This window comes from Salinisphaera sp. LB1 (genome assembly GCF_003177035.1).
Classification (GTDB): domain Bacteria; phylum Pseudomonadota; class Gammaproteobacteria; order Nevskiales; family Salinisphaeraceae; genus Salinisphaera.
In genome coordinates, this window is sequence record NZ_CP029488.1 from 3,374,365 (window position 1) to 3,400,306 (window position 25,942).

At 63.4% G+C, this 25,942-nt stretch carries 23 protein-coding genes; 8 read left to right on the plus strand and 15 right to left on the minus strand.

Annotation, left to right across the window (positions count from 1 at the left end; translation table 11 throughout):
* Window positions 1-485 precede the first annotated feature (485 nt).
* From SALB1_RS15105 to SALB1_RS15115, 4 genes are all read left to right on the plus strand, one after another.
* Window positions 486-2,801, plus strand: coding sequence for an ExeM/NucH family extracellular endonuclease (locus tag SALB1_RS15105; protein ID WP_199678827.1), 2,316 nt, complete (start codon window positions 486-488; stop codon window positions 2,799-2,801).
* Between the two features lie 128 nt (window positions 2,802-2,929).
* Window positions 2,930-3,457: a hypothetical protein gene (locus SALB1_RS15110; protein WP_145961340.1), complete on the plus strand. Its 528-nt coding sequence runs from the start codon at window positions 2,930-2,932 to the stop codon at window positions 3,455-3,457.
* Window positions 3,458-3,527: 70 nt separating this feature from the next.
* Window positions 3,528-3,827: a hypothetical protein gene (locus SALB1_RS18840; protein ID WP_145961341.1), complete on the plus strand. Its 300-nt coding sequence runs from the start codon at window positions 3,528-3,530 to the stop codon at window positions 3,825-3,827.
* Window positions 3,828-4,215: 388 nt separating this feature from the next.
* The gene (locus SALB1_RS15115) at window positions 4,216-6,471 is read left to right on the plus strand and encodes a TonB-dependent receptor (protein WP_145961342.1); all 2,256 of its coding nucleotides are present in this window, start codon (window positions 4,216-4,218) and stop codon (window positions 6,469-6,471) included.
* A 7-nt stretch (window positions 6,472-6,478) separates the two neighbouring features.
* Here SALB1_RS15115 and SALB1_RS15120 read toward each other — a convergent pair whose 3' ends face one another.
* Together SALB1_RS15120 and SALB1_RS15125 are read right to left on the minus strand one after the other, a co-directional pair.
* On the minus strand, window positions 6,479-7,030 hold the full coding sequence (locus SALB1_RS15120) for a DUF924 family protein (RefSeq protein ID WP_109994596.1): 552 nt from the start codon (window positions 7,028-7,030) through the stop codon (window positions 6,479-6,481).
* Window positions 7,027-9,402, minus strand: coding sequence for a GNAT family N-acetyltransferase (locus tag SALB1_RS15125; protein WP_109994597.1), 2,376 nt, complete (start codon window positions 9,400-9,402; stop codon window positions 7,027-7,029). Before SALB1_RS15125 ends, SALB1_RS15120 begins: the two co-directional genes overlap by 4 nt.
* A gap of 395 nt (window positions 9,403-9,797) precedes the next feature.
* Here SALB1_RS15125 and SALB1_RS15130 point away from each other — a divergent pair, with 395 nt between their 5' ends.
* A complete protein-coding gene (locus SALB1_RS15130) occupies window positions 9,798-10,601 on the plus strand; it encodes an EAL domain-containing protein (protein ID WP_109994598.1) in 804 nt (267 codons plus the stop codon).
* Here the strand turns inward: SALB1_RS15130 and SALB1_RS15135 are convergent.
* From SALB1_RS15135 to SALB1_RS15150, 4 genes are read right to left on the minus strand one after another with little or no spacing between them, the layout of a single operon-like run.
* Complete coding sequence (locus tag SALB1_RS15135) at window positions 10,568-10,882, minus strand: hypothetical protein (protein ID WP_109994599.1); 315 nt, start codon at window positions 10,880-10,882, stop codon at window positions 10,568-10,570. The genes SALB1_RS15130 and SALB1_RS15135 overlap by 34 nt on opposite strands.
* Before the next feature lie 15 nt (window positions 10,883-10,897).
* Window positions 10,898-11,635 carry an ABC transporter ATP-binding protein gene (locus SALB1_RS15140; RefSeq protein ID WP_109994600.1) on the minus strand — a complete coding sequence of 246 codons (738 nt, stop codon included), beginning with the start codon at window positions 11,633-11,635 and terminating at the stop codon, window positions 10,898-10,900.
* Window positions 11,632-12,426 carry an ABC transporter permease gene (locus SALB1_RS15145; RefSeq protein ID WP_255414424.1) on the minus strand — a complete coding sequence of 265 codons (795 nt, stop codon included), beginning with the start codon at window positions 12,424-12,426 and terminating at the stop codon, window positions 11,632-11,634. The genes SALB1_RS15140 and SALB1_RS15145 overlap by 4 nt, the downstream gene beginning before the upstream one ends.
* Before the next feature lie 2 nt (window positions 12,427-12,428).
* Window positions 12,429-13,544 carry an ABC transporter substrate-binding protein gene (locus SALB1_RS15150; protein WP_109994601.1) on the minus strand — a complete coding sequence of 372 codons (1,116 nt, stop codon included), beginning with the start codon at window positions 13,542-13,544 and terminating at the stop codon, window positions 12,429-12,431.
* 398 nt (window positions 13,545-13,942) lie between these two features.
* On the opposite strand from SALB1_RS15150, the gene SALB1_RS15155 reads away from it, so the two are divergent.
* From SALB1_RS15155 to SALB1_RS15165, 3 genes are all read left to right on the plus strand, one after another.
* A complete protein-coding gene (locus tag SALB1_RS15155) occupies window positions 13,943-14,866 on the plus strand; it encodes a recombination-associated protein RdgC (protein WP_109995482.1) in 924 nt (307 codons plus the stop codon).
* Between the two features lie 12 nt (window positions 14,867-14,878).
* Window positions 14,879-15,454, plus strand: a complete 576-nt coding sequence (locus SALB1_RS15160; RefSeq protein WP_109994602.1) for a gamma-glutamylcyclotransferase — start codon at window positions 14,879-14,881, stop codon at window positions 15,452-15,454.
* A 91-nt stretch (window positions 15,455-15,545) separates the two neighbouring features.
* Entirely contained in the window at window positions 15,546-17,072 is a 1,527-nt protein-coding gene (locus SALB1_RS15165) for a DHA2 family efflux MFS transporter permease subunit (protein ID WP_109994603.1), read from the plus strand.
* Window positions 17,073-17,100: 28 nt separating this feature from the next.
* Here SALB1_RS15165 and lon read toward each other — a convergent pair whose 3' ends face one another.
* The 9 genes from lon to SALB1_RS15210 all read right to left on the minus strand — a co-directional run bounded on the left by lon (window position 17,101) and on the right by SALB1_RS15210 (window position 25,898).
* Window positions 17,101-19,509 (minus strand): endopeptidase La, encoded by a 2,409-nt coding sequence (lon, locus tag SALB1_RS15170; protein WP_109994604.1) that lies wholly within the window; start codon window positions 19,507-19,509, stop codon window positions 17,101-17,103.
* Between the two features lie 4 nt (window positions 19,510-19,513).
* On the minus strand, window positions 19,514-19,918 hold the full coding sequence (locus tag SALB1_RS15175; protein WP_109995483.1) for an Hsp20/alpha crystallin family protein: 405 nt from the start codon (window positions 19,916-19,918) through the stop codon (window positions 19,514-19,516).
* 75 nt (window positions 19,919-19,993) lie between these two features.
* Window positions 19,994-20,713 carry an LrgB family protein gene (locus SALB1_RS15180; RefSeq protein ID WP_109994605.1) on the minus strand — a complete coding sequence of 240 codons (720 nt, stop codon included), beginning with the start codon at window positions 20,711-20,713 and terminating at the stop codon, window positions 19,994-19,996.
* A 3-nt stretch (window positions 20,714-20,716) separates the two neighbouring features.
* Window positions 20,717-21,073, minus strand: a complete 357-nt coding sequence (locus tag SALB1_RS15185) for a CidA/LrgA family protein (protein WP_109994606.1) — start codon at window positions 21,071-21,073, stop codon at window positions 20,717-20,719.
* Between the two features lie 87 nt (window positions 21,074-21,160).
* Complete coding sequence (locus SALB1_RS15190; RefSeq protein WP_109994607.1) at window positions 21,161-22,252, minus strand: M42 family metallopeptidase; 1,092 nt, start codon at window positions 22,250-22,252, stop codon at window positions 21,161-21,163.
* Window positions 22,253-22,347: 95 nt separating this feature from the next.
* Window positions 22,348-22,791 (minus strand): MliC family protein, encoded by a 444-nt coding sequence (locus tag SALB1_RS15195; RefSeq protein WP_109994608.1) that lies wholly within the window; start codon window positions 22,789-22,791, stop codon window positions 22,348-22,350.
* Between the two features lie 95 nt (window positions 22,792-22,886).
* Window positions 22,887-23,501, minus strand: coding sequence for a flavin reductase family protein (locus SALB1_RS15200; RefSeq protein ID WP_109994609.1), 615 nt, complete (start codon window positions 23,499-23,501; stop codon window positions 22,887-22,889).
* Window positions 23,502-23,708: 207 nt separating this feature from the next.
* The gene (locus SALB1_RS15205) at window positions 23,709-24,113 is read right to left on the minus strand and encodes a DUF4168 domain-containing protein (protein WP_158590765.1); all 405 of its coding nucleotides are present in this window, start codon (window positions 24,111-24,113) and stop codon (window positions 23,709-23,711) included.
* A gap of 123 nt (window positions 24,114-24,236) precedes the next feature.
* Complete coding sequence (locus SALB1_RS15210) at window positions 24,237-25,898, minus strand: Na+/H+ antiporter (protein WP_109994611.1); 1,662 nt, start codon at window positions 25,896-25,898, stop codon at window positions 24,237-24,239.
* Between the last annotated feature and the right edge of the window lie 44 nt (window positions 25,899-25,942).

Genomic DNA, 25,942 nt, shown 5'->3' on the forward strand with positions numbered 1-25,942 from the left:
TGCCCGGGGCCCGGAACGGGTCAAAACGAGGGGCACAGGGGATGCCATGCGCCCGCTACTGGCTAGCGTCCGCGAATACGGCGGCATACCGCCGCGTACCGCGATATTGGATGAAGATTCCGATGTTAGCGCGGTGCGGGCCGTTGATGCGAAGCCACGCCCTTAATTCGCGCCGGCCGAAATTCCTCAATCTTGAGAATGACATGCATCGACGGGCGCGATGGAGGAGCCATATTCGATCATGCGACGCGTCCGCCAATGCCCGGCCACGGCCCGTGTGTATGGGTTTTGAACACACCGCGGCCGGGCTGCCGCAAGTCCCCGCATCATGTCAAAAATTGTTTTTTAAGGTGTCATGGCGCGGTAAAGGTTGAATGGAAATACTACAAGAAATTATGTTGCGTCAGGAACCGCTGCGCGCATTTCGGTTAATTTTCTAAACTGATTTCTTCGGGGGATTTATGCGATCAGGGTGGGTGGCTGCCATGGCGGCATTGTCGTTGTCGATTCCAGCGGCACATGCGGCTGGCGGTGTTTATTTCAGCGAATACGTCGAAGGCAGTGGTTATAACAAAGCGTTGGAGATTTACAACGCTACGGGCGGCCCGGTTGATTTAAGCCGGTATGCGGTATCGATCTACTTCAATGGGAGTGCCAATGCGGGCGCCACCATCGATTTGAACGGTACTTTGCCCGCCGGCAAAACCTATGTTCTGGCAAGCAGCCGAGCGGAGGCCGCTATTCTCGCTGTCGCGGGTCAGACCTACGGCGGTAGCCTTTTCAATGGTAACGACGCGATCTCGCTGACCCACGCCGGCAGCACAGACGATGTCATTGGTCAGATCGGCGAGAACCCCGGCTCGGCCTGGGGTAGCGGCGACGTGACCACGAAAAATCATACGCTGCGTCGTGACACCAGCGTTACGTCGGGCCGTACCGATGGATCCGGCCCGTTCGATCCCGCGACGCAGTGGACCGGCGAGCCAGAAGATACCGTCGGCGACCTGGGGCAGTACACGGGCAGCACTGGTGGCGATTCGGGCGGTTCGTCCTCATCAGTTGCTTTCGGTAGCTGCGGCGAACACGCGACGCTGATTCACGTAATCCAGGGGGCCGGTGATACGTCCCCGCTGGTTGGTCAGACCCGTGTGGTTGAGGCCGTCGTGACGGATGTTTCCGTCGAGGCCGGTTCATTGCACGGCTTCTACCTCCAGGCGCTGGATGGCAACGCCGATGCCGATCCCGATACGTCGGAGGGGCTTTTCGTCTATGACCGCGATGTCAGCGCCCACATCAAGCGCGGCGATCTCGTGCGCGTTCGGGGCGACGTGACGGAATACAAGGGCGAGACGGAGTTCCAGAACGTGAATGGACTGGCGATCTGCGGTACGGGGCGGAGCGTCACCCCCGCCCAGCTGCGATTGCCGTTTATCGATACCGATGCGCCGGAGGCCTATGAAGGGATGGCCGTGAGCATCGCCCAAAAATTGACGGTGACCGGCGACTCGGGTCTTGGTCAGTACGGCGAGCTGACGCTGTCGGCCGCCGGCAGGCTCTATACGCCCACAAATGTAGTGCCGCCGGGCGCGCCGGCCAAGGCGCTCGCCGCCTTCAACGCTCGAAACCGTATCGTTCTGGACGACGGCAGCAGTGCGCAGGACCCGGATCCGATTATCTATCCCGCCCCTCAACTCACCGCATATCACACGGTACGGGATGGCGACACGATCACCGGCATACAGGGTGTTCTGAGCTACCGTTTCGGCGAGTGGCTGATCGAGCCGACGACCCAGCCCGTCATTGATCCGGTCAATCCGCGTCCCGATGCCAGCGCACTGCCGAGCGGTGGCAATCTGCGAGTCGCCAGCGCCAATATCGAGAATTATTTCAACGGCAACGGTGAAGGCGGCGGATTTCCGACGCAGCGTGGCGCGGACACCTATGCCGAGTATCAGCGCCAACGCGCCAAAACGATTGCGGAACTGAGCAGCCTGCATGCGGATGTCATCGGGCTCATGGAGGTCGAAAACGACGGCTACGGGCCGGACAGCGCGATCCAGGATATCGTCAATGGTTTGAATGCCGCCGCGCCCGCGGGCACGCATTATGCTTTCGTCGATCCGGGTGGTAATAAACTGGGCACCGACGCAATCGCCAACGACATCGTCTACAACACCGAGGCGGTAACTCCGGTCGGAGCGCCGGCCACGCTTCTGGCGCCGCCGTTTGACTACGGCAATCGGCCGCCGCTGGCGCAGACCTTCGAAACCAACAATCACGCCCGTTTCACTTACGTGGCGAACCATCTGCGTTCAAAAGGCGGGTGCCCGTCCGGCAATGATCCGAATGCCGCACAAGGCGATGGGCAGGGTTGCTGGAACGTCCAGCGGGCGAAGGCAGCGCAAAAAACGGCCGCCTGGCTTGCCACAGATCCAACAGGTAGCGGCGATCCGGACTTCATTCTCATGGGGGACTTCAATAGTTATACCCGGGAGGACCCGATTGCCGCCTTCAAAACGTCGGGTTACACCAGCCTTCTCCAGGCGCGGGCAAGTGCGCATGCCTATACATACACCTACAAGGCTGAAGCGGGCGCCCTTGATCATGCGCTTGTGAATCAATCGATGCTGGATCAAGTGCTGGCCGTGATGCCGGCACACTTGAACGCGGACGAACCGAAGGTGCTCGACTACAACACGGAGTACAAAAGCGCCGGTCAGCTGTCGTCGCTATACGCGCCGACGCCGTATCGCGCCTCGGATCACGACCCGTTGGTGGTCGAACTCGATTTGACCCCCTAAACACATGGAATCGTGCGGCAGGCTATTGCCCCGGCATTGCTGCCTGGTGTCGTTCAACACTCAAGGGAGACTCAATCATGAAACTGCAACTTCTCGCCGTTCTGGCCACGGCCGGCCTGGCCTGCGGCGTGGCGAATGCGACCGTCATCAACTTTTCAGGTTCGATCACAGGCGTGACGAATGCTGGCTCGGGGTTCTCCGCGGGCGACGCGCTCACCGGGTATCTGGATCTGGCCGACGATGTGAATATGAGCCCGGGTGCGACGTTCGGTAACGGCGACGGCGCCTATCCGGATGATTTGCTCCGCACGCTTAATCTGACGATTGACGGTATGGATTTCGTGAATCCGCTGACGTCTTACAGTGGGACGGTCGCGCCGTCGGGCAATACGCTCAGCGGATTCGTCGCGGCTTCCGGCCCCGACGATTTCGGCAGTAATTGCAGCTATTGCGTTGGCGAATTCCATGCGGATGGCTTCAGCATCACCAATTTTCTGGATGGAAATGCGGTGACGGGCGAGCTGTCGGCTGAAATTCAGCCGTCGGGCTCTCTGCCGGTGGCCGAGCCGTCGAATCTGGCAATGTTCGGACTCGCCGTATTCGGCATTGGCGGCCTGGTTCGCCGGCGTATTGCACGCGGACAGCACGACGCTTAGGGCCAGCCGCGGTAGCACGCGACGTCGCCGCCGGGCGGCTCGAAAATCGTTTTGGCCAGAGGGGCAGGGCATGACCGCAATCAGTCCGCGGTCAAGCCCTGCGACGCCGAAAAGCGCCTATCGCTCCATGACGAGGCACCGTTCGGCGGCTCTGCAGCTTCATGCGGAAATTCCGCTATTTGATGATCTTTGGGGCAGGGCAAGGTGTCTCGGAAGCTTGCTGTTATCAGAAAAGCAAGAGCCGCCCGGCACGGCTGCTGACAATCGTTTACGCATTTTATGGGCGCATACCTTAGCCGTTAGCAGTGTGTTTGATTGGGTTCTTGCAACGCCATTGACTTTATATTTTCAATCGATTCAAGAGTATTAGTTTTTGCAAAATATATTTATAAAAGAATTGAATTTCAATTGTTCTATAAAATAATAATTTAATTAATATCATGTGCTATAAAATGTGCCATGGTAACTATTATATCTTTATATTTATGCGATTTAATATCTATCGAATGCAAATGTTTATTGCATAAAAGACGGGTTTGTTCGCGAATTATTTTCCGCAGCAGTATTGATCGCTGCGGACGTCGCCCTGCGCCTTGCCGGGTGCGATCTCGACCCTTTGCCGGTCTGGCCGGAGAGTGCCAAAGCGCTACCAAGCGATTTTCACATGTACGAGCTGCATTGCGACACGTTGATGCAATAAAGCTCCGCTAGCGTGTTGTCGCAATCTCGAACCTCGGGGGATCGAGATATTCCGACCAGTGTGGAGGACTGCCCTCCGCGTCACAGCCAAGGGAGGCTATTGGGGTTCCATGTTATTCAATAAGCAAGTACGGCCGGCATTGCCGCTATTACTGACCGGCGGCGTTCTGATGGCGTCCGCGGCCATTGCGGCGACTACCGATGCCGGCACGAACAAAGGCCAGGCCGGCGACACGACGGCAGCAGCCCCGGCGCCAGCTGCGGCCGCGCCTGCCGCCGCCGCCCCGGCGTCGAAGAGCATGACCGTCAGCACTACGACGCTGGATGAGATTTCGGTAACGGGGCAGGCGGATTACCTGAAGCTTTTGACGGGTCAGGCGCAGGTGCCTGACGCCACACGCACAATTACCACGGTTACACAGGCACAGATTCAGGATGCGACGTCACCGGTACAGGATTTTGCGGCGGCGCTGACCAACCAGCCCAACTTCTTCCGTTCGCATACCGGGTCCAACGACAGCGGCAGCGACTTCAGGCTCCGAGGTTTCCAGAAAGATCATCTCAACGTAATGATCGATGGCATTCCCATCAACTCGTCGGACGACGGTTCTGTCTATACCAACGATGTCACCAACAACTATGCAATCAGCAGCATCGATGTTATGCCGGGCGCCGGTTCGGCATCGACGGTTGGCCTCAGCAACTTCGGCGGATCGATTGATGTTCACAGCAAGGATCCACAGCCGAATTTCTATGTACAGCCCTATCTGGGCGTCGGTTCATTTCATGCCAAGCAATACGGTGCGCAGATCAACACCGGGTCGTTCCTCAACGACAGCACGTCGGCCATCCTGAGTCTTTCCGCGCGCGACGGCGACGGCTACTACGACCATACGAACACCAAATATCGCAACGACGCGACGTTCAAGGCCATCAGCAAACTGCCGCTCGGCAAGCTCACGCTGTATTTCCACAGTACGGACCAGAGCTACAACTACTATCGCGGCATCACCGATGCCGAGAAGGCGCAATACGGCAAACGTTACAACGGATACAACGAAGATCCAAAAACGACGAACTATTACGGCTACAATTACAACAAGTATTACAATAATCGCACTTACATCAAGTACGAGATTCATCGTGACAAGATCGATGTTTCTAACCAGCTGTACTACTACCATGGCAGTGGGTACGGCGCGTCCGGTTATAGCGATTACAATACCGGGGATCTCTATCTCGAGAAGAGCTGGAATAAAACCAACCAGGTCGGCAACATCTTCCGTTTCGCCTACGATACGAAATACGCCACGTTCAAAACCGGGGTGTACTGGAGTTACCAGAACACGGACCATGTCGCGAACCTGAACCCGTTGTTCGGGGCGCCGGCTAAGAGCCCCGTTTATGACGAGACGGTCAAGAACAGCACTGAGCAGCCGTACATCGAAGTTGAAATCCGGCCGTTCAAGCACTTCACCGTCACCCCCGGCCTGAAGTACGCGCGCATCGACCGCGATTTCTACAATAACTCGTATAACGAGCATCAGACGGTTTCGTACAATCGCTTGCTGCCGTCGCTGGGCATGAACTATCAGTTGCTGGAGGGTTGGAACCTTTACGCGAACTACACGCGTTCGTTCAAGCCGCCGGGGTACAACCAGTTCTATAGTGGCCGGTTCAACCTCGCGCTCGCACCCGAGGAAGCCGATAGCTACGAAGTGGGCACGATCTGGGATAAGGGTCCGTGGAGCGGGCGTTTGACGTTGTTCGATACCCATTACCTGAGCTATATCCGCTCCAAGAGCTTTCAGGAGCCCAACGGTTCCGGCACGTTCTCGCAGCTCGTTAACGCCGGCGGGCGGGTCAACCAGGGGGTGGAACTCGAAAACAGCTATGCCTTCAACAGTTGGTTGTCCGGCTTTGCGAACATTGGTTATCTGGACGCCTATTACAGCGATCACGGCCAGCCGCCCACGCAGTCGCCCCGTAACACGGATGCGCTGGGTCTACGGGTTAAATACAACGGCTGGTCCGGCGGTATCTCGGCAGATTACACCTCGGCCTATTACGTGAGTCTGTACGATAACCAGTACTACAAGATCTCCAGCCACGTGGATACGAAGGCGTATGCGAAGTACGACGTTCCCGACGCCATCGTCAAAAATTGGGGCGTCAAAAAGATGTCGTTTTCGGTCAATCTCGACAATCTTCTCAACGACCAGTACGTCACCGGCGCCGGCTACGGCCCGGCCAATCCGCGCAAGAAGTATGCGGAGCCGTTCAACGTTTTCGCGGGGATGTATGTTCGTTTCTAGGTAGACGCTAGAACCCCGAGCCGGGCTCGGACAAAAACGCCGCTTCCTCGTCCGTGTTCGCACGGCCGAGGGCGGCGTTTCTTTGTGGGTAGCGACCAAAGCGTTCCAGCACGGCGCGATGCTTGTGTTCGTGTTCGAGGTAGTGCGCCAACCCCGGTTCCGAGAACAGATCGAGCGCGCGGTCGTGTTCGGCGAGCGATTCACTGTGCATGAACGGCATGTAGACGAAGGCGCGTTCGTCGGCGGCGAGATCGCGCGGCGCGCCGGCCTCGATCGCCTTTTTCGCCAGCGCCAATGCCAGTTCGTCGCCGGCGAATGCCTCGGCGTGGCCGCGAAAGACGTTGCGTGAGAACTGATCGAGCACGAGGATCTCGGCGAGCCGACCGGTGGGTGAAACCCGCCAGTAGGCCAATGTCTCGGCCCGCGCAGCCGGAATCAGGGCGCCGAATTCGGCTGCAATCCGCCGGTCCAGCCGGGAGTTCGCCGTGAACCAGTCGCGCGGTTCCAGGATGTCGAACCAGAAGGCGTGTACTTCGCGCGCGGGGGCGGGCGTATTCATGGTGCCTCGTCGGGTTGCCCGGGGGGTGCCCGGCCGGCGTTGCGATAGCGGGCGACATCGATCTCGGCCCGTACGCAGGTGGCGTCGTCGAGCGAGCGGTGAATGGTAAAGCCGAGGCTGCGCGCCAGTTCCAGCATGGGACGGTTGTCTGCGAGGATCTCGCCGTAGACGGTTTCGATGCCGCGGGCGTGGGCCTGGCGCAGCAGACAATCGAGCAGGTGCCGACCAAGGCCGATACCGGTATGGGCGTGATGTACGAGTACGGCAAATTCGGCCTCGCGGCCGTCGGGGTCGGCAATGATCGTGCCCATGCCGGTCAGCTCGCCGGGCGTATTCGTAGGGCTGATGACCAGCGAGACTTCACGGTCGTAGTCGATCTGCGTCATGCGGGCGGCCATGTCATGCGAGAAATGGCGGATGGTGCTGAAAAAACGCAGCCGGATCTCTTCCGGACTCAGGCTGTCGAGCAGGTCGAGCACCAGCGGCTCGTCGGAAGGATGGATCGCACGCACGATGTAGGTGCGTTGATCGCGCAGGGTCACGCGGTGGCGCATGCGCGCCGGGTAGGGCGACATCGCGAGCCGGTGACGCGCGGCGCGCGGCGCGGCGGTGATCTCGATCAGCGTATCGGTGGGCGTATGCAGCCGGCCGTGCGGGCCGATCGCGAGATGCAGGTCCAGCCGTGTCATCTCGGCGATGTCAACCACCAGCTTTGACAGGCGCACCAGTGCCTGAGCCAGCGCCTCGACCGCTTCCAGTGTTGCCGACAGGCGCCCGGCGCTGGCGCCTTCGAGCATGCGGCGCGCGAGCAAGGCATCCAGCGGCGCGAAGCCATAGGCGGGCGCCACGCCCAACGCCTCGTCGGTGACGCGCATGACCATGCCGAGCTCGGGGTGGTCGAGCACTTCGATGCGCACGCGGATCGACGGGTCGGCGCCGGCGCGACCGCTCGGTGCGCCGACGATGCCATAGGCGGCGAGCGTTTCCTGTGTGTCCTCGGGCGAGAGCCATTCCACGCCGTCGTCGGCAAGCACATGCAGGCGATGGCGGAGGGCCTCGGCGTCGGCAGTGACCGTCGGGTCGGGCGGCGGCGTGGCCGTGAGCAGTTCGCGCGTTTGGTGATAGCGACGGCGGTAATGGATGGCACGGGCCGCCTCGTCGGCCGAGGCGAAGGTGGCCAGTCGCGCCCGGGCGCTCGCCGCCCGTGCCGGCAAGGCGGTGTGCAGGCCGAGCCAGACGGTCATGAGGCGCGCGTCGAGCTCGGCTTCGGCGATCGCCTCGACCATCGGCTCGTGGGGATGTCCGGCGACGGGGCTGTGTACCAGTAGCGCGGCGTCGACCCCGCGGTCGGCGAGCGCGAGGCGCAGCGCCGCAACCGTTTCGGTGCTGTCGGAGCTTGCCAGGTCGATGCCTGCGCCGGTGTTGTGGGCACGCGGCGCCGCATCGGCCAGTGCGTCGACGGTTTCGACGCTGGCTTCGACCGGCGTGAGCGCCGCCCGGCGCAGGGCATCGGTGCCGAGCGCACACACGCCCGCGCCGTTGCCCAGTACCATCACCCGATCCTGGCGCACGCTGGGCAACAATTCCAGCGCCGCCAGGCCGTCGAAGAGGCCGCCGAGGTTTTCGCACTCGACCAGACCGGCGCGGGCGAACGCCGCCGAGCGGGCCGGGTCGGGGCCGGGCGGCGTGCCCGAACGATCGGCCCGCGTCTGGAGTACCAGTACGGGTTTGACCCGAGCGGCCGCGCGCGCGGCCGACATGAACTTGCGTGGCTCCGCGATTTCGCCGATCTGGAGCACGACCGCTCGGGTGCGTGGATCGAGTGCGGCGTGATCGAGCAGGTCGGCCGCGTCGATGTCGGCTTCCGCACCGGTGCAGGCGAGCCACGAAAACCCGATGTTGCGCCCCAGGGCCCAGTCGACCGCCGCCGCGGTCAGCGATTGCGACTGGCTGATCAAGGCGACCTTACCCGGGCGGGGAAGCGAGGCCAGGGTGGTCATGTTGAGTCCGCTGCGGGTATCGAACACGCCGGCGGTGCGCCCGCCCAGAAGCCGCATGGTGGTCGGCCGTGCCGCGCGCAGCACATCGTCTCCGATGCGATCGGGCGCCGCCCATACCACCGCCCGGCAACCGGCCTCGGCCAGGGCGGCGATGATGTCGGGGCGGCCCCAGCGAGGGTCCATTACCACCGCGCACGGACCGGGCGACGCGGGCAGGCGCGAGCGATGGGGGCGTGTCGCCACGTGCACCCGATCGCCCGCGGCGCTCGCTTCGAGATTGGCCAGAAGCTGTTTCTGGGCCGGCGTCGTCGGCTGGCCGAGTATCGACGCCTGCGTGCCGGAAAACAACGCATCGATATTGCGCAGTGTCATGCCGTGATGGCGCCTCCGGCGCGGTCGTTGGCGGTGGTCAGCGCGGTCGGCATGGCATCTCCGTCAGCCGTCGGTGCAGCGCCCGAAAGTCGGTTCAACACGCGCGCCCGGGTTGGCGGGGGCGGATGGTTTGTCGACCGGGCATCATGACATGCCGCCATGAGAGCAGGCTGCCATCGCCGACTCAAGTTGACCTTGGGCACAATTGATCGCAGCCCGGGGGCCTGCCCCCGGTTGCTTCGGCTACTACTTCGGGCAGCATTGCCTGTTCGGATCCTGGATCGCCCGACCCGATGCGGGCGTGCAATACCGGCCTGATCGGTGTGAACATAATCTGGACTTGGCTCTGCCTTGGCGGCGAATATGTCAAAAACCGCATCGTACAAGAGGCTTAAATGACGAACTGCGACGGCGATCACGCGCCGCACTGCACGCGCTGTGGCGGCGCGCTCGATTTCGATTTCACCATGGCGTTCCAACCCATCGTGGATGTTGCGGCCGGTGATGTCTTTGCCTACGAAGCCCTGGTGCGCGGGCCGGGAGGCGAGTCGGCCGCCTCTATTCTGGACCGGGTCGACGCCGGTAACATGTACGCCTTCGATCAGGCCTGTCGTGTGCGCGCGATCGAGGTCGCGCATGCGCTCGGTTGTGATCGGATGCTGTCGATCAATTTTCTGCCGAACGCGGTGTACTCGCCTGAGGCCTGCATCCAGGCGACGCTGGCGACGGCGGAACGATTGGGTTGGCCGATATCGCGCTTGATGTTCGAGATCATCGAAACCGAAGCGGTACGCGATCGGCTTCACCTGCAGAACATCGTCGAGGCCTATAACGCCATGGGATTCACCACGGCGCTCGACGACTTTGGCGGCGGCTACGCCAATCTCGATCTGTTGGTCGATCTGCGCCCCGAGATCATCAAGATTGATCGCGAGCTGGTGCGCGATATCCCGGATACCCCGCGGCGCCAGGTCCTGGTCGAAGGCATGATCGCCATGGCCGCCAAGCTCGATATCCGCTTGATCGCCGAGGGGGTGGAAACCGGCGACGAGGCGGCCTGGCTTTACCGGCACGGCATTGCGCTGCAGCAGGGCTACTATTTCGCCCGGCCGGGTCTCGAGCAGTTGCCGAGTGTACCCCCGGCGTATTTCTCCGAGCTTGAAACTCAGGCGCGCATGTACGCCCAGCCGTCGCGCTGACGCTGGGCGATGTAGAGCACCGCGGCTTTCACGCGGGCAATCTCGGCGGGTGCCTCCAGGTCCTGACGGGCCAGGGTGTTCGCGCATAGCCGCAACAGGGTGTCGGTGTTGTCCGGTATGGCCAGGGCGGCGGCCACGGCCGGGCCGTTGACCACGATCTCCACCGCCGCGGTCGGTTCGGCCGAGAGCAGGTTGCGGGCATTGTTGCGGGCGCGGGCCAGGGAGGCTTCGTCGGCGGCGTGAATGATCAGCCGCAGCGGCCCGTGTTCAGCGTCAGTCATGGTGCAATCCCGGGTTCAGAGCGAATCGGCAATTTTGTGGGTGAGGGCGACGAATGCGTTGTCGCCGCGCTCGCGCGGCCGGGGTAGATCGATGCGCTCGTCGCGCACGATGGCGGCCGGACTGCCGCGCATGACCTGAATACGGTCGGCCAGATACAGCGCTTCGTCGATGTCGTGGGTGACGAACAACACCGCCATGCCGAGCCGGCGCCAGATCGCCAGCAGTTCGTCCTGCAAATGACGCCGGGTGAGCGCATCGACGGCGGAAAACGGTTCGTCCATGAGCAGCAGTCGCGGATGGACGGCCAGCGCGCGGGCCAGCCCGATGCGCTGGGCCTGGCCGCCGGAAATCGAATGCGGCCAGCGATCGCGATAGGGTGTCATGGCCGTCAGTTCCAGCACTTCGTCGATACGTTGGTGGCGCTCGGCACGTGACAGATCCAGCCCGGCCAGGCCGTACTCGATGTTCGAGGCGATCCGCCGCCACGGCAGCAAGCGCGTGTCCTGAAACACGAAGCCGCGATCGCGGCTGCCACGATTGTTCGCCGGGGATAGCGTGATTCGTCCCGCACTGGGTGGAATCAGGCCCGCGATATTGCGCAGTAGCGTGGACTTGCCGACGCCCGAGCCGCCCACAATGGCGACGAACTCGCCATCGGCGACGGCGAATTCCAGATCGGCGAACACCGGTGTGTCGTTGCCCGGATGATGGTAAGACAGGCTTTCGACGGTCAGCAGCGGCGTGGTGCTCATGGCCGCCACCGCAGCAGTTGTTTCTCGGCTATCGCGAACAGGCCGTCGGAGATGGAATAGATCAGCGAAATCGCCAGCATGTAGACCACTACCGCGTCATAAGCGCCGACGCCAGCGGCCGAATTCATTTGTTGGCCCATACCGGGTACGCCGAGCAGCTCCGCCGCGATCAGCGTCATCCAGGCCTGGCCGACCCCGGTGCGCATGCCCGACAGAATGCCCGGGGCGGCGCCGGGCAGGGTGATGGTCGTCACCCGCGATATGAAGCCGCCATGGCCGAAGGCGCGAGCGAGCTCGTAGTAGCGTGGATCGACGTTGGCCACGCCCGAGGCGGTGGCGAAATAATTCACCCAGAACACGCCGATGGAAATCACGAACGCCGCACCGGCGTGGCTGACATGAAACCACGCGATCGCGAACACCACCCAGGCCAGCGGCGGGATCGGGCGCAGGACGCGTGCGAGCATGTAGTGCAGATCGTCGAACAGGCGCGAACTGGCGGCCAGCAGACCGACCAGGAAACCCGCGACCGTCCCCGCGCCCAGGCCCCAGACGTAGTGAATCAGGCTCGAACCGATGGCGGGCAGGAGGTGCCCGCTGCGCCATTCACGAACGGTCGCGGCGGGAATCTCGAACGGATCGGGCAGCGTGCCGCGCGGCGCCCAATTGAACACGTACGCCGCTTTCCAGATGCCAACGAACAGCACCACGCCGAACAGACCCAGCCCAATGCGCCGCACGCTGGCGCGCTTGGCGGCGCGCCGCCGTCGTTGTTCCGCGGACCGGGCCAAGATCAACCGCCGTGGGTGTCGTTCGAGGCGCCATCGGCGCCGCTCGTCTTGCCGACCACCCGATCGTAGAAGGTGGTATCGAACAGGGCACCGATATCGAGCTTGGCCTTGAGCGTGCCCTGCGCGCGCTGGAAGTGATACATGCGTTGCGTCGCGTCCACGATGCGGTGCGGGTCGGCGACGAAGTTGGATTTCGAATGATCCAAGGCCGAGGCCACGATATCGCGCGGCAGGCGCCCGCCACCGACGTACTTGGCGACGGCGTCGATCGCCGAGCCATCAACGGCGACGAGCGTCTGGGTGGCCCGGATATGCGCTGCCACCAGACGCTCGACCACCTTGGGATGCGCCTTGATGAACGCCTGGCGCACGGCGACGACCGCGCCCGGCTGGTTATCGAACAGATCAGCCCCGCTGGCCACCACGCGGGCCTTGGGCTGGCGCTTCTCGACGATCGACACGATCGGTTCGAGAATGGCCGCACCATCCACCGCGCCGGTGAGCAACGACTGCTGTACCTGCGAGGCGCCCTGGTAGATGACGTCGACATCCGACGCATCGGCATGCAGCTTGTTCTTCAGCCAGTAGGCGAACACGGTCTGCGGCACCGACCCGACCGGGAAGGTCGAGATCTTGGCCTTGTGCCCCGTGTCCTTGCGAAAGCGCGCAAACGCCGTGGCCGGATCGCCGTTGTTGAAATACGGCGCGAGATCACCGAGCGCGACCACGCTGATCTGCTGGATGATGTTGGACGCCACAACCCGAATGTCCGCCCCCTTGGCGCGGGCTACCATGGTCGGGCCAATGCCGAAGTAGGCGATATCGAGCTGGCCGGATGCCAGCGCTTGCACCATGGCCGGGCCGTTCTGGAACGACACCAGGTCGGGATCGATGCCGGCCTTGGCGATACCGCCGTTCTCGAGATTCACGAACAGCTGGGCGTCGGGCAAAATCGGCATGTAGCCGATCTGGGCCTTGACCTTGGCCGGCTGGCCGCCCGAGCCGCTGTCATTGGTGGCCTGATCCGTATTGGATTGGCCGCAACCCGCGAGCGCGGCAAACAGGCCGAGCGCCACGAGCAGGGCAATTAGGCGGCGAGACGAAGGGCGTCGAAGCATGGCGAAGACCGAAAATCCAGGATAATCCCGAAGCGCGCGCCCGGGCGTAATGCAGCGCGATATTGCCACACCCGGCCTGCTTTATAGTTTATCCCGCATAAAACAGCTGATGATCAGCTGTTTTATGCGGCCGATGGCCGCGGCGAGCATGCCGCTGCCTACTCGCGCTGTTAACCTGGCATGAACGAGTTGTAATGCTCGGTTAATAATGCTGCAGTTGCTTGCAAGGCGCCTGCGACGGGCTCCGGCGCGACATCCGGCGTTGGCCGACGCGGTTGACTTCGGCCGTTCAACGAATCGACGAGCGGCGCTTGAGGCTGGCGCCGCGCCCGCGTATTGTGCGCCTCGATTCGGGCGCGGGCGCGCGCCAACGTCATGATTTTCCCGAGGGCAAATGTATGTGGCTACGTAATCTGTGCGTTTTTCTGGGCACCGACACCTTCCCCTGGAGCGCGGCCGATATCGAGAACGCGCTGGGTGAGGCGCTATGCCCGGAATGCGGCGACCAGACCGTATCCGTGGGCGGTTTCGTGCCCCCGATCAAGGGCGAACATGCAATGACCCATGTGGTCGACGGCCTGGCCGTGTGTGTGTACCAGGAAATCAGCCGCGTTCTGCCCGGCCCGGTGCTCTCGGAAGAAGTCGAGGAACGCATCGAGCGCATCCAGACCAACGAGGGCCGGACCGTTGGCCGCCGCGAAAAAGCCGATATCCGCGATCAGGCCCATTTCGAGCTGCTGCCGCGTGCTTTCACCCGCTCCAAGCGCACCGCCTGCGTCATCGACCTGCGCGCCAGCCGAGTATGGGTGGATGCCAGCTCCGACACCCGCGCCGAGACCGTGATCACCGCGTTGCGCGAGGCACTCGGCACGTTGCCGGTGACGCGACCCGAGCCGCGCATGAATCCGGCCGAGGAACTCTCGCGCTGGGTCGCCGACGAGCATGCGCTGCCCAATGGCTTCGAGTGCGGCGATCGCTGTGTGCTGGAATCCACCGACGAGGTGAAATCCAGCGTGCGCGTCAATGCCATGGATCTGCAGGCTGACGAAATCCGCGCACATCTGGCCGGCGGCATGCAGGCGACCAAGCTCAACGTGGCGGTGGACGATGCGATCGAGTTCGATCTGGACGATCAACTCGATCTCAAGCGTATTCGCGCACTGGATCTGATCCAGGACGATCTCGACTCGCTCGACACCGATGATGCCGTCGCCGAACTGACTGCCCGCATCGCGCTTCAGGGCGAAGCGCTGCGCGGCATTCTGGACCGGCTGTACACGCATTTCGGCGTGGTCGGCGAGGCGACCGAAACCGCGGCGTAGCCGACGGTCAGCATGTCCTACGACACCATCGAAGCGAATCGCAGCTCCGGTACCTTCGCCGACCACGACGAATTGTGGCTATTCGGCTACGGTTCGTTGATCTACAAGGCCGGCTTCGAATACAGCGAGCGCCAGCCCGCCACCATCGAGGGTTGGGTGCGGCGTTTCTGGCAGGGTTCGCACGACCACCGCGGTACCCCGGAGTCACCGGGGCGCGTCGTCACGCTGGTCGAGGCGCCGGGCGAAACCTGCTTCGGCATGGCCTATCGAATTACCCCGGCGCACTTCGAATATCTCGATCACCGTGAGAAGAACGGCTATCTGCGCTTCGCCCAGCCGATGGCGTTCGAGGACGGCCAGGTCGAGCGTGGTCTGGTGTACATCGCCACCCCCGAGAATGCGGCCTGGCTGGGCGAGGCATCGATCGATGCCATCGCGCGCCAGATCGCAGCGTCCACCGGCCCGAGCGGGCCGAACCGCGACTATGCACTCGCTTTGGCTCACGCGCTGCGTGATCACGGCGCACAGGATAGGCATGTGTTTGCGGTCGCCGATCGCGTACGCGAGTTGATCGCCGCCGAAGGCTGAAACATCTTCAGCCGTCGTGCGCGGCGGCGCGTGCACATTTCTAATGTAAGATGCAGCGTTTTATTGCGCCGCCGAGGGCATCGACCGCTCGATGAGCCGCGACTCGAACGCCACATCCCAACCGTTGCCGCCCGGGCGGCTCGCTGCATTGACGATCGCGCTCTCGCTGGCGGTGTTCATGAATGCGTTGGATGTGTCCATCGCCAACGTGTCGGTGCCGAACATCGCGGGCGATCTCGGCGTGTCCTCACAGCACGGTACGTGGATCATCACCTCGTTTGCCGCGGCGCGCGCGATCCTGCTGCCGATCACGGGCTGGATGGCCCGGCGCGTGGGCGAACTGCGACTGTTCGTTTGGTCGACGCTCGCCTTCACCGCGTTTTCCTTGCTGTGCGGCCTGGCCTGGAGCTTTCCGGTGCTGGTGGCCGCCCGGGCGTTGCAGGGCATGGCCGCCGGGCCGGTGATGCCGCTGTCGCAGTCGCTGCTACTGGCCAATTTCCCGCGCCACCGACACGGCTTCGCCAATGGCATCTGGGCCATGATGATCGTGGTCGGGCCCGTGCTCGGGCCGATTCTTGGCGGCTGGATTACCGACAACTATCACTGGTCGTGGATCTTCAACCTCAATGTGCCCATCGGCATGGTCGCGGCGCTTGTCACCTGGCTGCTACTGCACGAGCGCATGCCGGCGCGCGGCAGCGATCATACCCGTATCGATCTGGTGGGGCTCGTGTTGCTGGCGGCCGGCGTGATCGCGGTGCAGACGTTGTTCGACCAGGGCAACGACGATGCCTGGTTCTCGTCGCCGTTCATCGTCGGTTGTGCCGTGGTGGCGGTGGTCGCGTTTGCGTTTCTGCTGGTCTGGGAGTTGACCGACGCGTCTCCGGTGCTCGACCTGGCATTGTTCGCGCAGCGTAACTTCCTCGTCGCGACGATCGCGATCACTTTCGGTTACATGGCGTATTTCGGCGGCATCGTGGTACTGCCGTTGTGGCTGCAGAACGATTTCGGCTATACCGCGACCTGGGCCGGTATTACCACGGCGTCGCTGGGCATCGGCGCGGTCGTGTTCTCGCCGATCGCCGGGCGGCTGACCGATCGCTTCGATCCGCGGCTACTGGTGACCCTCGGCTTCGGGCTGTTCGCCGTACTGTCGTTCGTCAAGGCCGATGCCAATTCCCAGATCACGTTCGCCCGTCTTTTCCTGACTCGGCTGCCGTGGGGCATCGGCTCGGCCTGTTTTTTGATTCCGTTGCTCACCCTATCGACCGCGGGGCTGCCGCCCGAACGGGTGGCGGGGGCGTCGGGGCTGTTCAATTTCATGCGGTTGCTGGCAATGTCGTTCGGCACGTCGTTGTCGCAGGCAGTTTGGGATCGGCGGCTGGATCTGCACGATCATCATCTGACCAGCCAGATCGCGGCCTACGGCCCGAACGTCCAGGCCTGGTTCGAGCGCGCGCGCCAAGCCGGGCTGACGCACGAACAGGCCATGGCGAAACTCTCGAAAACCATCAGCCGGCAGTCGGCTCTGCTGGGCCTGAATGACGCCTACTGGCTTGCCGGCTGGCTGTTCATCGGGCTCACCGCGCTGATCTGGTTCGCCCGGCCGAAAGAATAATCCCGCAACCGCGCGGCGGGCACGCGGGTCACGCCGGCGCAGCTTCGGCTTCCAGTGCGATCTCGATGGCTTCCTCCACGTTCGAGATGTAGCGGATATCCAGCGCTTCGCGGACGTTGTCGGGGATGTCGTCTTCGTCGCGGCGATTGCGGTCGGGCAGCATGACGGTCTTGATGCCGGCCTGGTGGGCGGCGAGTGTCTTTTCCTTGACGCCGCCGATCGGCAGCACCTGGCCGCGCAGACTGATCTCGCCGGTCATGGCGACATCGGCACGCACGTTGCGCTCGGTCAGCAGGGAAACCAGCGCGGTGTAGAGTGCGACGCCCGCGCTTGGGCCGTCCTTCTTGATCGCGCCGGCCGGCACGTGGATATGAATATCCGACTTGTCGAGGCGTTCCTGATCGATGCCGAGGTTATCGGCCCGGGCCTTGACCAGTGACAGCGCGGCCTGGGCCGATTCGCGCATGACGTCGCCGAGCTGCCCGGTGATGGTGAGCTTACCGTTGCCGGGCGCGCGTGAGGCCTCGACAAACAGGATATCGCCGCCGGCAGGGGTCCAGGCCAGTCCGGTCGCCACCCCGGCGACCCCGGTGCGCAGGGCGACTTCGTCGTCCACGCGGCGCGGGCCGAGGATGTCGTGCAGATCGTCCGGGCCGATCTGCCCGGGGCCGGATTTGCCCTCGGCGACCTGCACCGCGGCATAACGGGCGATGGCGCCAATCTCACGCTCCAGATTGCGCAGGCCGGCTTCGCGGGTATAACCGGCAATCAGGGCGTCGAGCGCGTCGTCGGAGATATCACACTGGGCGCGTGTCACGCCGGCCTGTTCGAGCTGGCGATCGATCAGATAGCGCTTGGCGATCTGTTTCTTTTCGTCGCGCGTGTAGCCGGGCACTTCGATCACTTCCATGCGATCGCGCAGCGGCCCCGGGATGGTGTCCATCACGTTGGCGGTGGCGATGAACATGACTTTCGACAGGTCGAACGGCGTGCCGAGATAGTGATCGTTGAAGGAATCGTTCTGCGACGGGTCGAGCACTTCCAGCAGCGCGGATGCCGGGTCGCCGTGCGCCGAGGCGCCCAGTTTGTCCATCTCGTCGAGCATGAACACCGGGTTGCGCGTGCCGGCGCGGCGGATCTGGCTGATGATCGAGCCGGGCATGGCGCCGACATAGGTCCGACGATGGCCGCGGATTTCGGATTCGTCGTGCACCCCGCCGAGTGCGGCGCGCACGAACTCGCGGTTCATGGCGCGGGCGATCGAGCGGCCGAGCGAGGTCTTGCCCACACCGGGGGGACCGACGAAACACAGGATCGGCGCCTTGCCGTCGGGATTGAGCTTGTGCACCGCCAGATGCTCCAGGATACGGCGCTTGATCTTATCCAGACCGTAATGATCCTCATCGAGAATCCGGCGCGATTCGGCGATATCGATGGCGTCCTCGGACAGTTTGTCCCAGGGCAGCTCGGCCATCAGCTCGAGATAGGTCCGCACCATCGAATACTCGGCGGACGATTCGTTCATCCGCTCCAGGCGCTTCAATTCGCGTTCGGTCTGCTCAGCGGCGTCTTCCGGCAGATGCGCCTTGTCGAGTGCTTCGCGCAGGCGTTCCGCCTCTTCGGCGACCGATTCGTCCTCGCCTAGTTCGCGCTGGATCGAGCGCATCTGCTCGCGCAGCATCGCCTTGCGCTGATACTCGGACATCCGTTGCTGGGTCTGCTGGTTGATCTCGTTCGACAGCCGCATGACTTCCAGCCGGTAGTCCATGAACGACTGCACCAGCTCCAGCCGCGGCTCGAGTTCGATCGTCTCGAGGATCCGCTGCTTTTCCTTCGGCTTGAGGCCGAGATAGCCCGCGGTGGCATCGGCGAGCAGCGAGGCCGACTCGATCGACTGGATGGCGTTGGCTAGTTCCTGTGACGGACTCTCCATGAGCTGGATCGCTTCCAGCGCGCGGTTGCGCAGGGTGGTCATCCGCGCATCGACATGCTTGTCGCCTTCGGGGGCGGGCTCGTCGATCCATTTGACCTTCGCGGCGAGTCCACCATTGTCGTCCTGGACGAATTCACGCACGCGGAAACGGGCGATGCCCTGGCAGACCAGATGGTGCTGGCCATCGTTGCCGGTGACATAGCGCAGAATGTTCGCCGCGGTGCCGACCTTGTGCAGGCTGTGGGGCAAGTTGTTGGCGTCGCCGTCGGAATCGCCCAGCAGCAGGCCCACGGGTTGATCGGCACGCATGGCCCGCTGGGCGGCGTCGATCGCGGGTTTGCGATCGAGCACGATCGGCATGACCAGCTCCGGAAAGAGCACGGTTTCGCTCATCGGCAGGATGGTCAGCGTGTCCGGGCGCTGCGGCGTGTTCCGGTTGTAGACCAGCGTGGTGCTCGGCCCCTCGACGGTGTCGGGGCTGTCGTGATTGTCGGTTTCGGTCATGATTTCAGCGTTTGGCGAGCGTCAGGTACAGACATCCGTCGGTCAACTCCTGGCCGGTGATGACCAGCCGGGGCCAGGGCAGGACGACGCGGCGCTCGAAGTGGCCGTGCGGAATCTCCAGGCGATGCAGCAGCCCGTCACCGGCCGGTGTGGGCACGCGGCGATCGCCGGCCACGTAGAGCGTGTCGCCAGCGATTTCGAGATCGGTCAGGGTGCGATCGGACACGCCCGGTAGGGCAACGATCACATAGACCGCGTCGGGCGTTTCGAATATATCGACCGGCGGCTCCCACTGTCGGCGGGGACGCGTTTCGACGCGGCGGAAGAACTGACGCTGAATGCGATCGGCGCGTTCCTGGCGGCGCATCGCCTCGGACCACATCCAGCTCTCGAAATCGTCTACGGACATCGGTTCGCTCGATTGATGATTGCCTTTCAACATAGGGACAGCCGACGGGTGACACAAGCGCTGTCGTGGTGTTCGTCAGCCGAGACCGAACAACCAGACGATCAGCGGCACCAGCAGCGCGGTCAGCGCGCCGTTGAGCCCCATGGCCAGGCCCGAGAAGGCGCCGGCCTGCTGGTCGTACTCGAAGGCCCGGGCGGTGCCGATGCCGTGCGACGACACGCCCAGCGCAAAACCGCCGGCGACCGGGTCACGCAGGCCGAGCGCAGCCAGCAGCGGCAGGCCGAAGGCAGCCCCCAGAATACCGGTGATAATCACGAATACGGCCGTAAGCTGCGGGCTGCCGCCGATCTGGTCCGACACGCCCATCGCGATCGGTGTGGTGATCGAGCGCGGCAGTAACGACAGCAGCATCTGGCCGTTCAGACCCAGTGACCAGCCGATGGCAAGCGTCGACAGAATGCCGGTCAGCGCGCCGACGAAAAGCGCGATCGAAATCGGCAGCACGGCGCGCTTCAGGGTATCGATCTGCGCAGCCAGGGGCACGGCGAGTGCGACCGTCGCCGGGCCGAGCAGGAAATTCACGAACTGTGCGCCCTGAAAGTATTCGTCGTAGGGTGTACCGGTGGCAGACAGCAGCAACACGATCGCGCTGACCGATACCAGCACGGGGTTGAGTAGCGGAAACTGGCGGGCCTTGAAGTACAAATGCTTGGCGAGCCAGAACACGCCCACGGTGAGGGTCAGCCACAGCAGCGGCTGTTCGGCCAGATAGACCCAGATACGCGTGAACGACATCGCCTACGGCCCCTCGTTGCGCGGTCGCCATTTGAGCAGCCAGTGGAGGGTGACGGCGGTGACCACCAACGTAATGGCCGCGCTCGCCACGATCGTGATCGACAGTGCCACCCACTGTTCGGCCACCGCATGCAGATGCGCGATGATGCCGACCCCGGCCGGCACGAACAGCAGCGCGAGGTTCTGCAGCAGACCCTGTGCCGTGCGCTCGAATGGCGCCGGTGTGGCGCCACGCCACAGCAGATAAGCGAACAGCAGCAACATACCGACCACCGGGCCGGGCAGGGGAATGCCGGTGAGACGGATCACGATGGTGCCGATCAATTGCAGGATGAGCAGCGCGGCGATCGATCCAATCATGACGTTCCCTGGTTCGTCGCGAAGCCGGTTACGCGGGCCCGTCGGAGAGGGAAATAGAGCCGGCCGCACGGCCGGCCCACACCGGCCCTAGTCGAAGTAGCTGAAGGTGTCTCCATTGCGGATGCCGCGCACGCCTTCGTACATCAGACGGATGACGTTTTCGACATCCGATCGGTGCACCATTTCCACGGTGGTGTGCATGTAGCGCAGGGCCAGCGCGATGAGGGCCGACGGCACGCCGTGGTTGCTGTAGGCGAAGGCATCGGTATCGGTGCCGGTCGCCGGCGCGCGCGCCTGGCGCTGGAACGGGATGCTCTCGCGCTCGGCCGTCGCGATCAGATGCTCGCGCAGCTTGTTCTGCACGGCCGGCGCATAGGCGATCACCGGCCCGTCGCCGATCTTGAGTGAGCCGTGGGTAGTCTGCTCGATCATCGGCGTGGAGGTGTCGTGGGTCACGTCGGTGACGATGGCCACATCCGGTTTGATGCGCTCGGCGATCATGCTCGCGCCCTTGAGGCCGACTTCTTCCTGCACCGCATTGACCACGTAGAGACCGAAGTCCAGCTTGTGCCCGGACTCGTGCAGCAGACGGGCGACCTCGGCGATCATGAAGCCGCCGATACGGTTGTCGATTGCACGGCAGACGAACTTGTCGCCGTTGAGCACGCTGAATTCGTCCGGATAGGTCAGCACACAGCCGGGGTGGACGCCCATGGCCTCGACCTCGTCCTTGGACGAGGCGCCGACGTCGACGAAGATATTGTCCTTGGTCGGCGCCTTTTCGTTGCTCGGGTTGCGGGTATGGATCGCCGGCCAGCCGAACACGCCCTCGACCGGCCCCTTGTCGGTATGGATATGCACGCGCTTGGACGTCGCGATCTGATGATCCGAGCCGCCGTTGCGCAGCACGTAGATCAACCCCTTGTCGGTGATGTGATTGACGTACCAGCCGATTTCATCGGCATGGCCCTCGATCACGACCTTGTAATCGGCATCCGGATTGATCACGCCGACCGCAGTGCCGTATGCGTCGGTGATGAAGTCATCCACATAGGGAGCGAGATACGCCATCCAGAGTTTCTGCCCGGCGGACTCGTAGCCCGTCGGCGATGCGTTGTTCAGATAGCGCTCGAGAAACGCCATCGAATCGGCGTTGAGAATGGATTCGGTATCGGCCATGAAATATTCCGTTCGTACGCCGTCAGGCGCCTGAATGCAGGGTCGCATTGTCCGGCCGCCCGCGCGCCGGTTCAAGCGCGCCGAGCGGGGCTGGACTATTGCTGGTGGCAGACGGTGATGGCGTTTCCGGTCGACCCGTTATCGCCATGGGCAAACAATGTGGCCTTGGCACCCCGGCCGGTGCCGCGGGTCCACCACTCGTAGTGCTTGCCGACATAACGCGCACCGTCGGCGGAGATGGCGATGTGCATCGGCAGTTTATGGCCCTGGTAACGCACGACCGCGTGGTTGGTATCGGGGTAGCGCGCGCTGATGGTGCTGCCGTTGTTGCAATCGTAGTCGATCGCGCTGTTTTGCGCGGCGTGATTCGTGGTTTGCGCGTCGTGGCGCGCCGGCTTGCCGCCGACCGGGCCGCCGGTGGTTGGCGTCGCCGAGGCAGCGGAACCTTCCGGCCGCGGCAGGGTGTCGGGGGCACAGCCGGCGAGCGCGATCAGGGCGATGGCGCCGGCCAGGGCCGGCGCGAAACAACGTCGAAGCATGGGTGAGCCTTCAAATCATGTGGTGTTTGCAGCTTGTCACAGTCCGATGAATCCGGGCGAGATGGGCGGCACGGCGCGCGTACCGCCCCGTGACCCTATCCAGGCCGCTTCATCTGGAACCGATCGTCGCTGTCGATACCGAAATAATCCGCCGGTCCACCGGCGCGCATGATCGGGGCGGCGGCGACCGTGTCGAAAATGCCGTCAACCAGCAGTCGCTCGTCGATATGCACGCCCACGACCTCGCCGATAGTCAGCCAGTTGTTGGTTTGCCCGCCGGCCGCGGTTCGCAGGCGAACCACCTGGCTCAAGCGACATTCGAAGGCGACGCTGGCCTCGGCCACGCGCGGCGCGGCCACGACGGCGCCGGCCACGGGCGTGAGCCCGGCCAGTTCGAATTCGTCGATCTCGGCGGCGACGCTAGCCGAAGTCTGATTCATCGCGGCGGCAAGATTCCGGCTGGCCAGGTTCCAGACGAATTCGCCGGTCGCCTCGATGTTGCGCACGCTGTCCTTGTAGCCGTAGCTGGAGAAGGCGAGCATCGGCGGGTCGGCACTGATGGCGTTGAAGAAGCTGTACGGGGCGAGATTACGCTGCCCCTGGGCGTCCACGCTCGACACCCAACCGATCGGCCGCGGCGCGATGATGGATTTGAACGGATCGTGGGGCAGACCGTGCCCCTTGGCGGGTTCGTAGAAATGAAAGGCCATGCCATGTGTCGGCTTGATTGAGGCGAACAGCCTATAGGGCCACCGGCGACAGATCTATCAATTCGACGGGCCTGGGCGCGACCGATGCCGTGGCGCGCCCGCCATGAGTGCCTGCGGGTGGCACGGTTGCCTTGGCTACGCGCCGATGTGCGCCGAATCGGGCATCGAGCCTTACAACGGGCCCGATGCCTCGATCCGGGCGTCGATTCAGTCTTGCATCGCCTTGTGGATGCGCTGCTGCAGTTTGTGGTTGTTACGCGTCGCCTGGGCGATCTTGTTGTACTGCTTCACGGACAGCCCGTCCTTCTTGATCGTCTGCACGATCTGCTTGTTCATGTGCTGGCGATATTGCTTGGCCTGCTTTTTGTTGTCGGCGTTCTTGATCTTCTGCTGCGAGTTGCTCACCAGAGACCGCATATCGTTCTGTGCCTTGGCGAATTTCTGCACCTCGGCCTGCGAGACATGCGTGGAACCGGAATTCGATTGCGAATAGCTGGACTGCATGCCCGAGTCGCCCGACGCGTTGGTGCCCTGGGCGAATACCGGCGCCGCGGTTGCGGCCAGACCGAGCGCGATCACGGTGGCAGTCGTGGTGAACAGCGATTTGTTCATTGCTCTTGTCCTTTCGGTTGCATTGAGTGAGCGATCCCCTGAGTCGGGACCGCACGGCCACCAACGATCGACCGGCGCCTTCGGTTCCATGCTCGGGGCAATCGATCGCGCAGCCGGGGCCGGCTAGCGCTTGCCGGATCGCCGCCCGCTGCGCAGCGAGGCTTCGGTAAGATCGATGTCGGCCATGATGCGGCGCATGGTGACGTCATTGATCTCGCCCTCCCGGCGCAAACGATAGAGCTCCTCGCGCTCGGCGTTGAGCGCGGCCAGACGCAGCGTGCGCTCCATGCCGAAGCCGCGTCGCGCGCGTCGCTTGTCCTCGGCGTCCGAATCCGGGTCCAGCCAGGGGCGATAAGCCGCCATCACGCGCGCTGCGACTTCGGCGTACAGCGAGGCCTCGTCAGCATCCTCGGCTTGTGCCTTGTGCTCCTCGCGCATGTAGTCCAGCGCCTGGATGGCGGCCCGGGCCGACGCGGCACGCGCGTCGCGTTCCTCGGTGGCGCGTGGATCATCCGCGGGCAGTTGAATGCGCCGCAGCAACGGCGGCAGCGTCACCGTGGCAAGGGCCAGCGACAACAGAATCACCCCCGCGGCGATGAACACGAACACGCCGCGCCCGGGAAACGGCGTGCCGTCGCTTTCAGTCAACGGCAACGACAGGACAGCGGCGAGCGTGATCGCGCCGCGCACCCCGGCCAGGGTCGTGGTGGCGATGATCCGGGTCGATACGCGGGCCACGTTCTCGCCGCGCCGGCGTGCCCGCATCACGAACAGCTTGAGCATGATCCAGACCCACAGGTAGCGCGAGACCATCAGCAGCGCGAGCAGGGCGAACGGATACGCGGCGAGATGCCACCAGTCGACGCCGATCGACGCCTTGGCCTCGCCGGCATGCGCCACGATCACCGGGATCTGCTGACCAAGCAGTACGAAGATTACGCCGTTGAACACGAACTCGAGCATCGCCCACATGCCGCGGTTCTGCATGCGCGTGGTCAACTCGCCCTTGAGGGTATCGATGCTGTTGAGCGTCATGCCGGCCGCCACCGACGACAGAATGCCGGACACGCCGAGATGCTCGCCCATGAGATAGGCGCCGAACGGCAGTAACAATAGCAGCGCAACGTGGCTGGACGGATCGTCGCCGCGCCACTGAGTCAGAAAATGCCGGATCTGCGCGAACAGCCAGGCCAACGCCCAGCCGACCGCCAGGCCGCCGGCGGCGATGATGACAAAACTGAGCGCGGCTTTCGGCAGCGAGAACGCGCCGGTGAGGGTAGCCGCAATGCCGAAACGCAACGCCACCAGGCCGGAGGCGTCGTTCATCAATGCCTCGCCCTGCAGAATATGCAATAGCCGCGGCGGAATATGAGCGTTGCCGGTGATGGCGGATACAGCCACGGCATCGGTGGGCGAAAGCACCGCGCCCAGGGCGAACCCCGCGGCCAGCGGCACCTGCGGGATCAGCCAGTGCACGAAAAAACCGACGCAGAGCACGGTGACCATCACCAGGCCGAGCGCGAGTGCGGTGATCGGGCCCAGCAGTCGCCGGAATTCGCGGCGCGGCATGCGCCAAGCGTCGGCGAACAGCAGTGGCGGAATGAAAAGCAGGAAGAACAGTTCGGGATCAAGCCTTACGTGGAGCCCGAAATGAGGCACCGCGAGCGCGGCGCCGAGCGCGATCTGGACCAGGGGACGCGGCAACCGGAACGGCAGGAGACCGATCAGCACGCCGGAGGTGGCGACGGTGAGCAACAGGATCAGCGTGGTGATTACGATCGTCATCGAAAGTCGAACAAAGCCTTGTGTCGTGGTAACCGCTCGGGCCG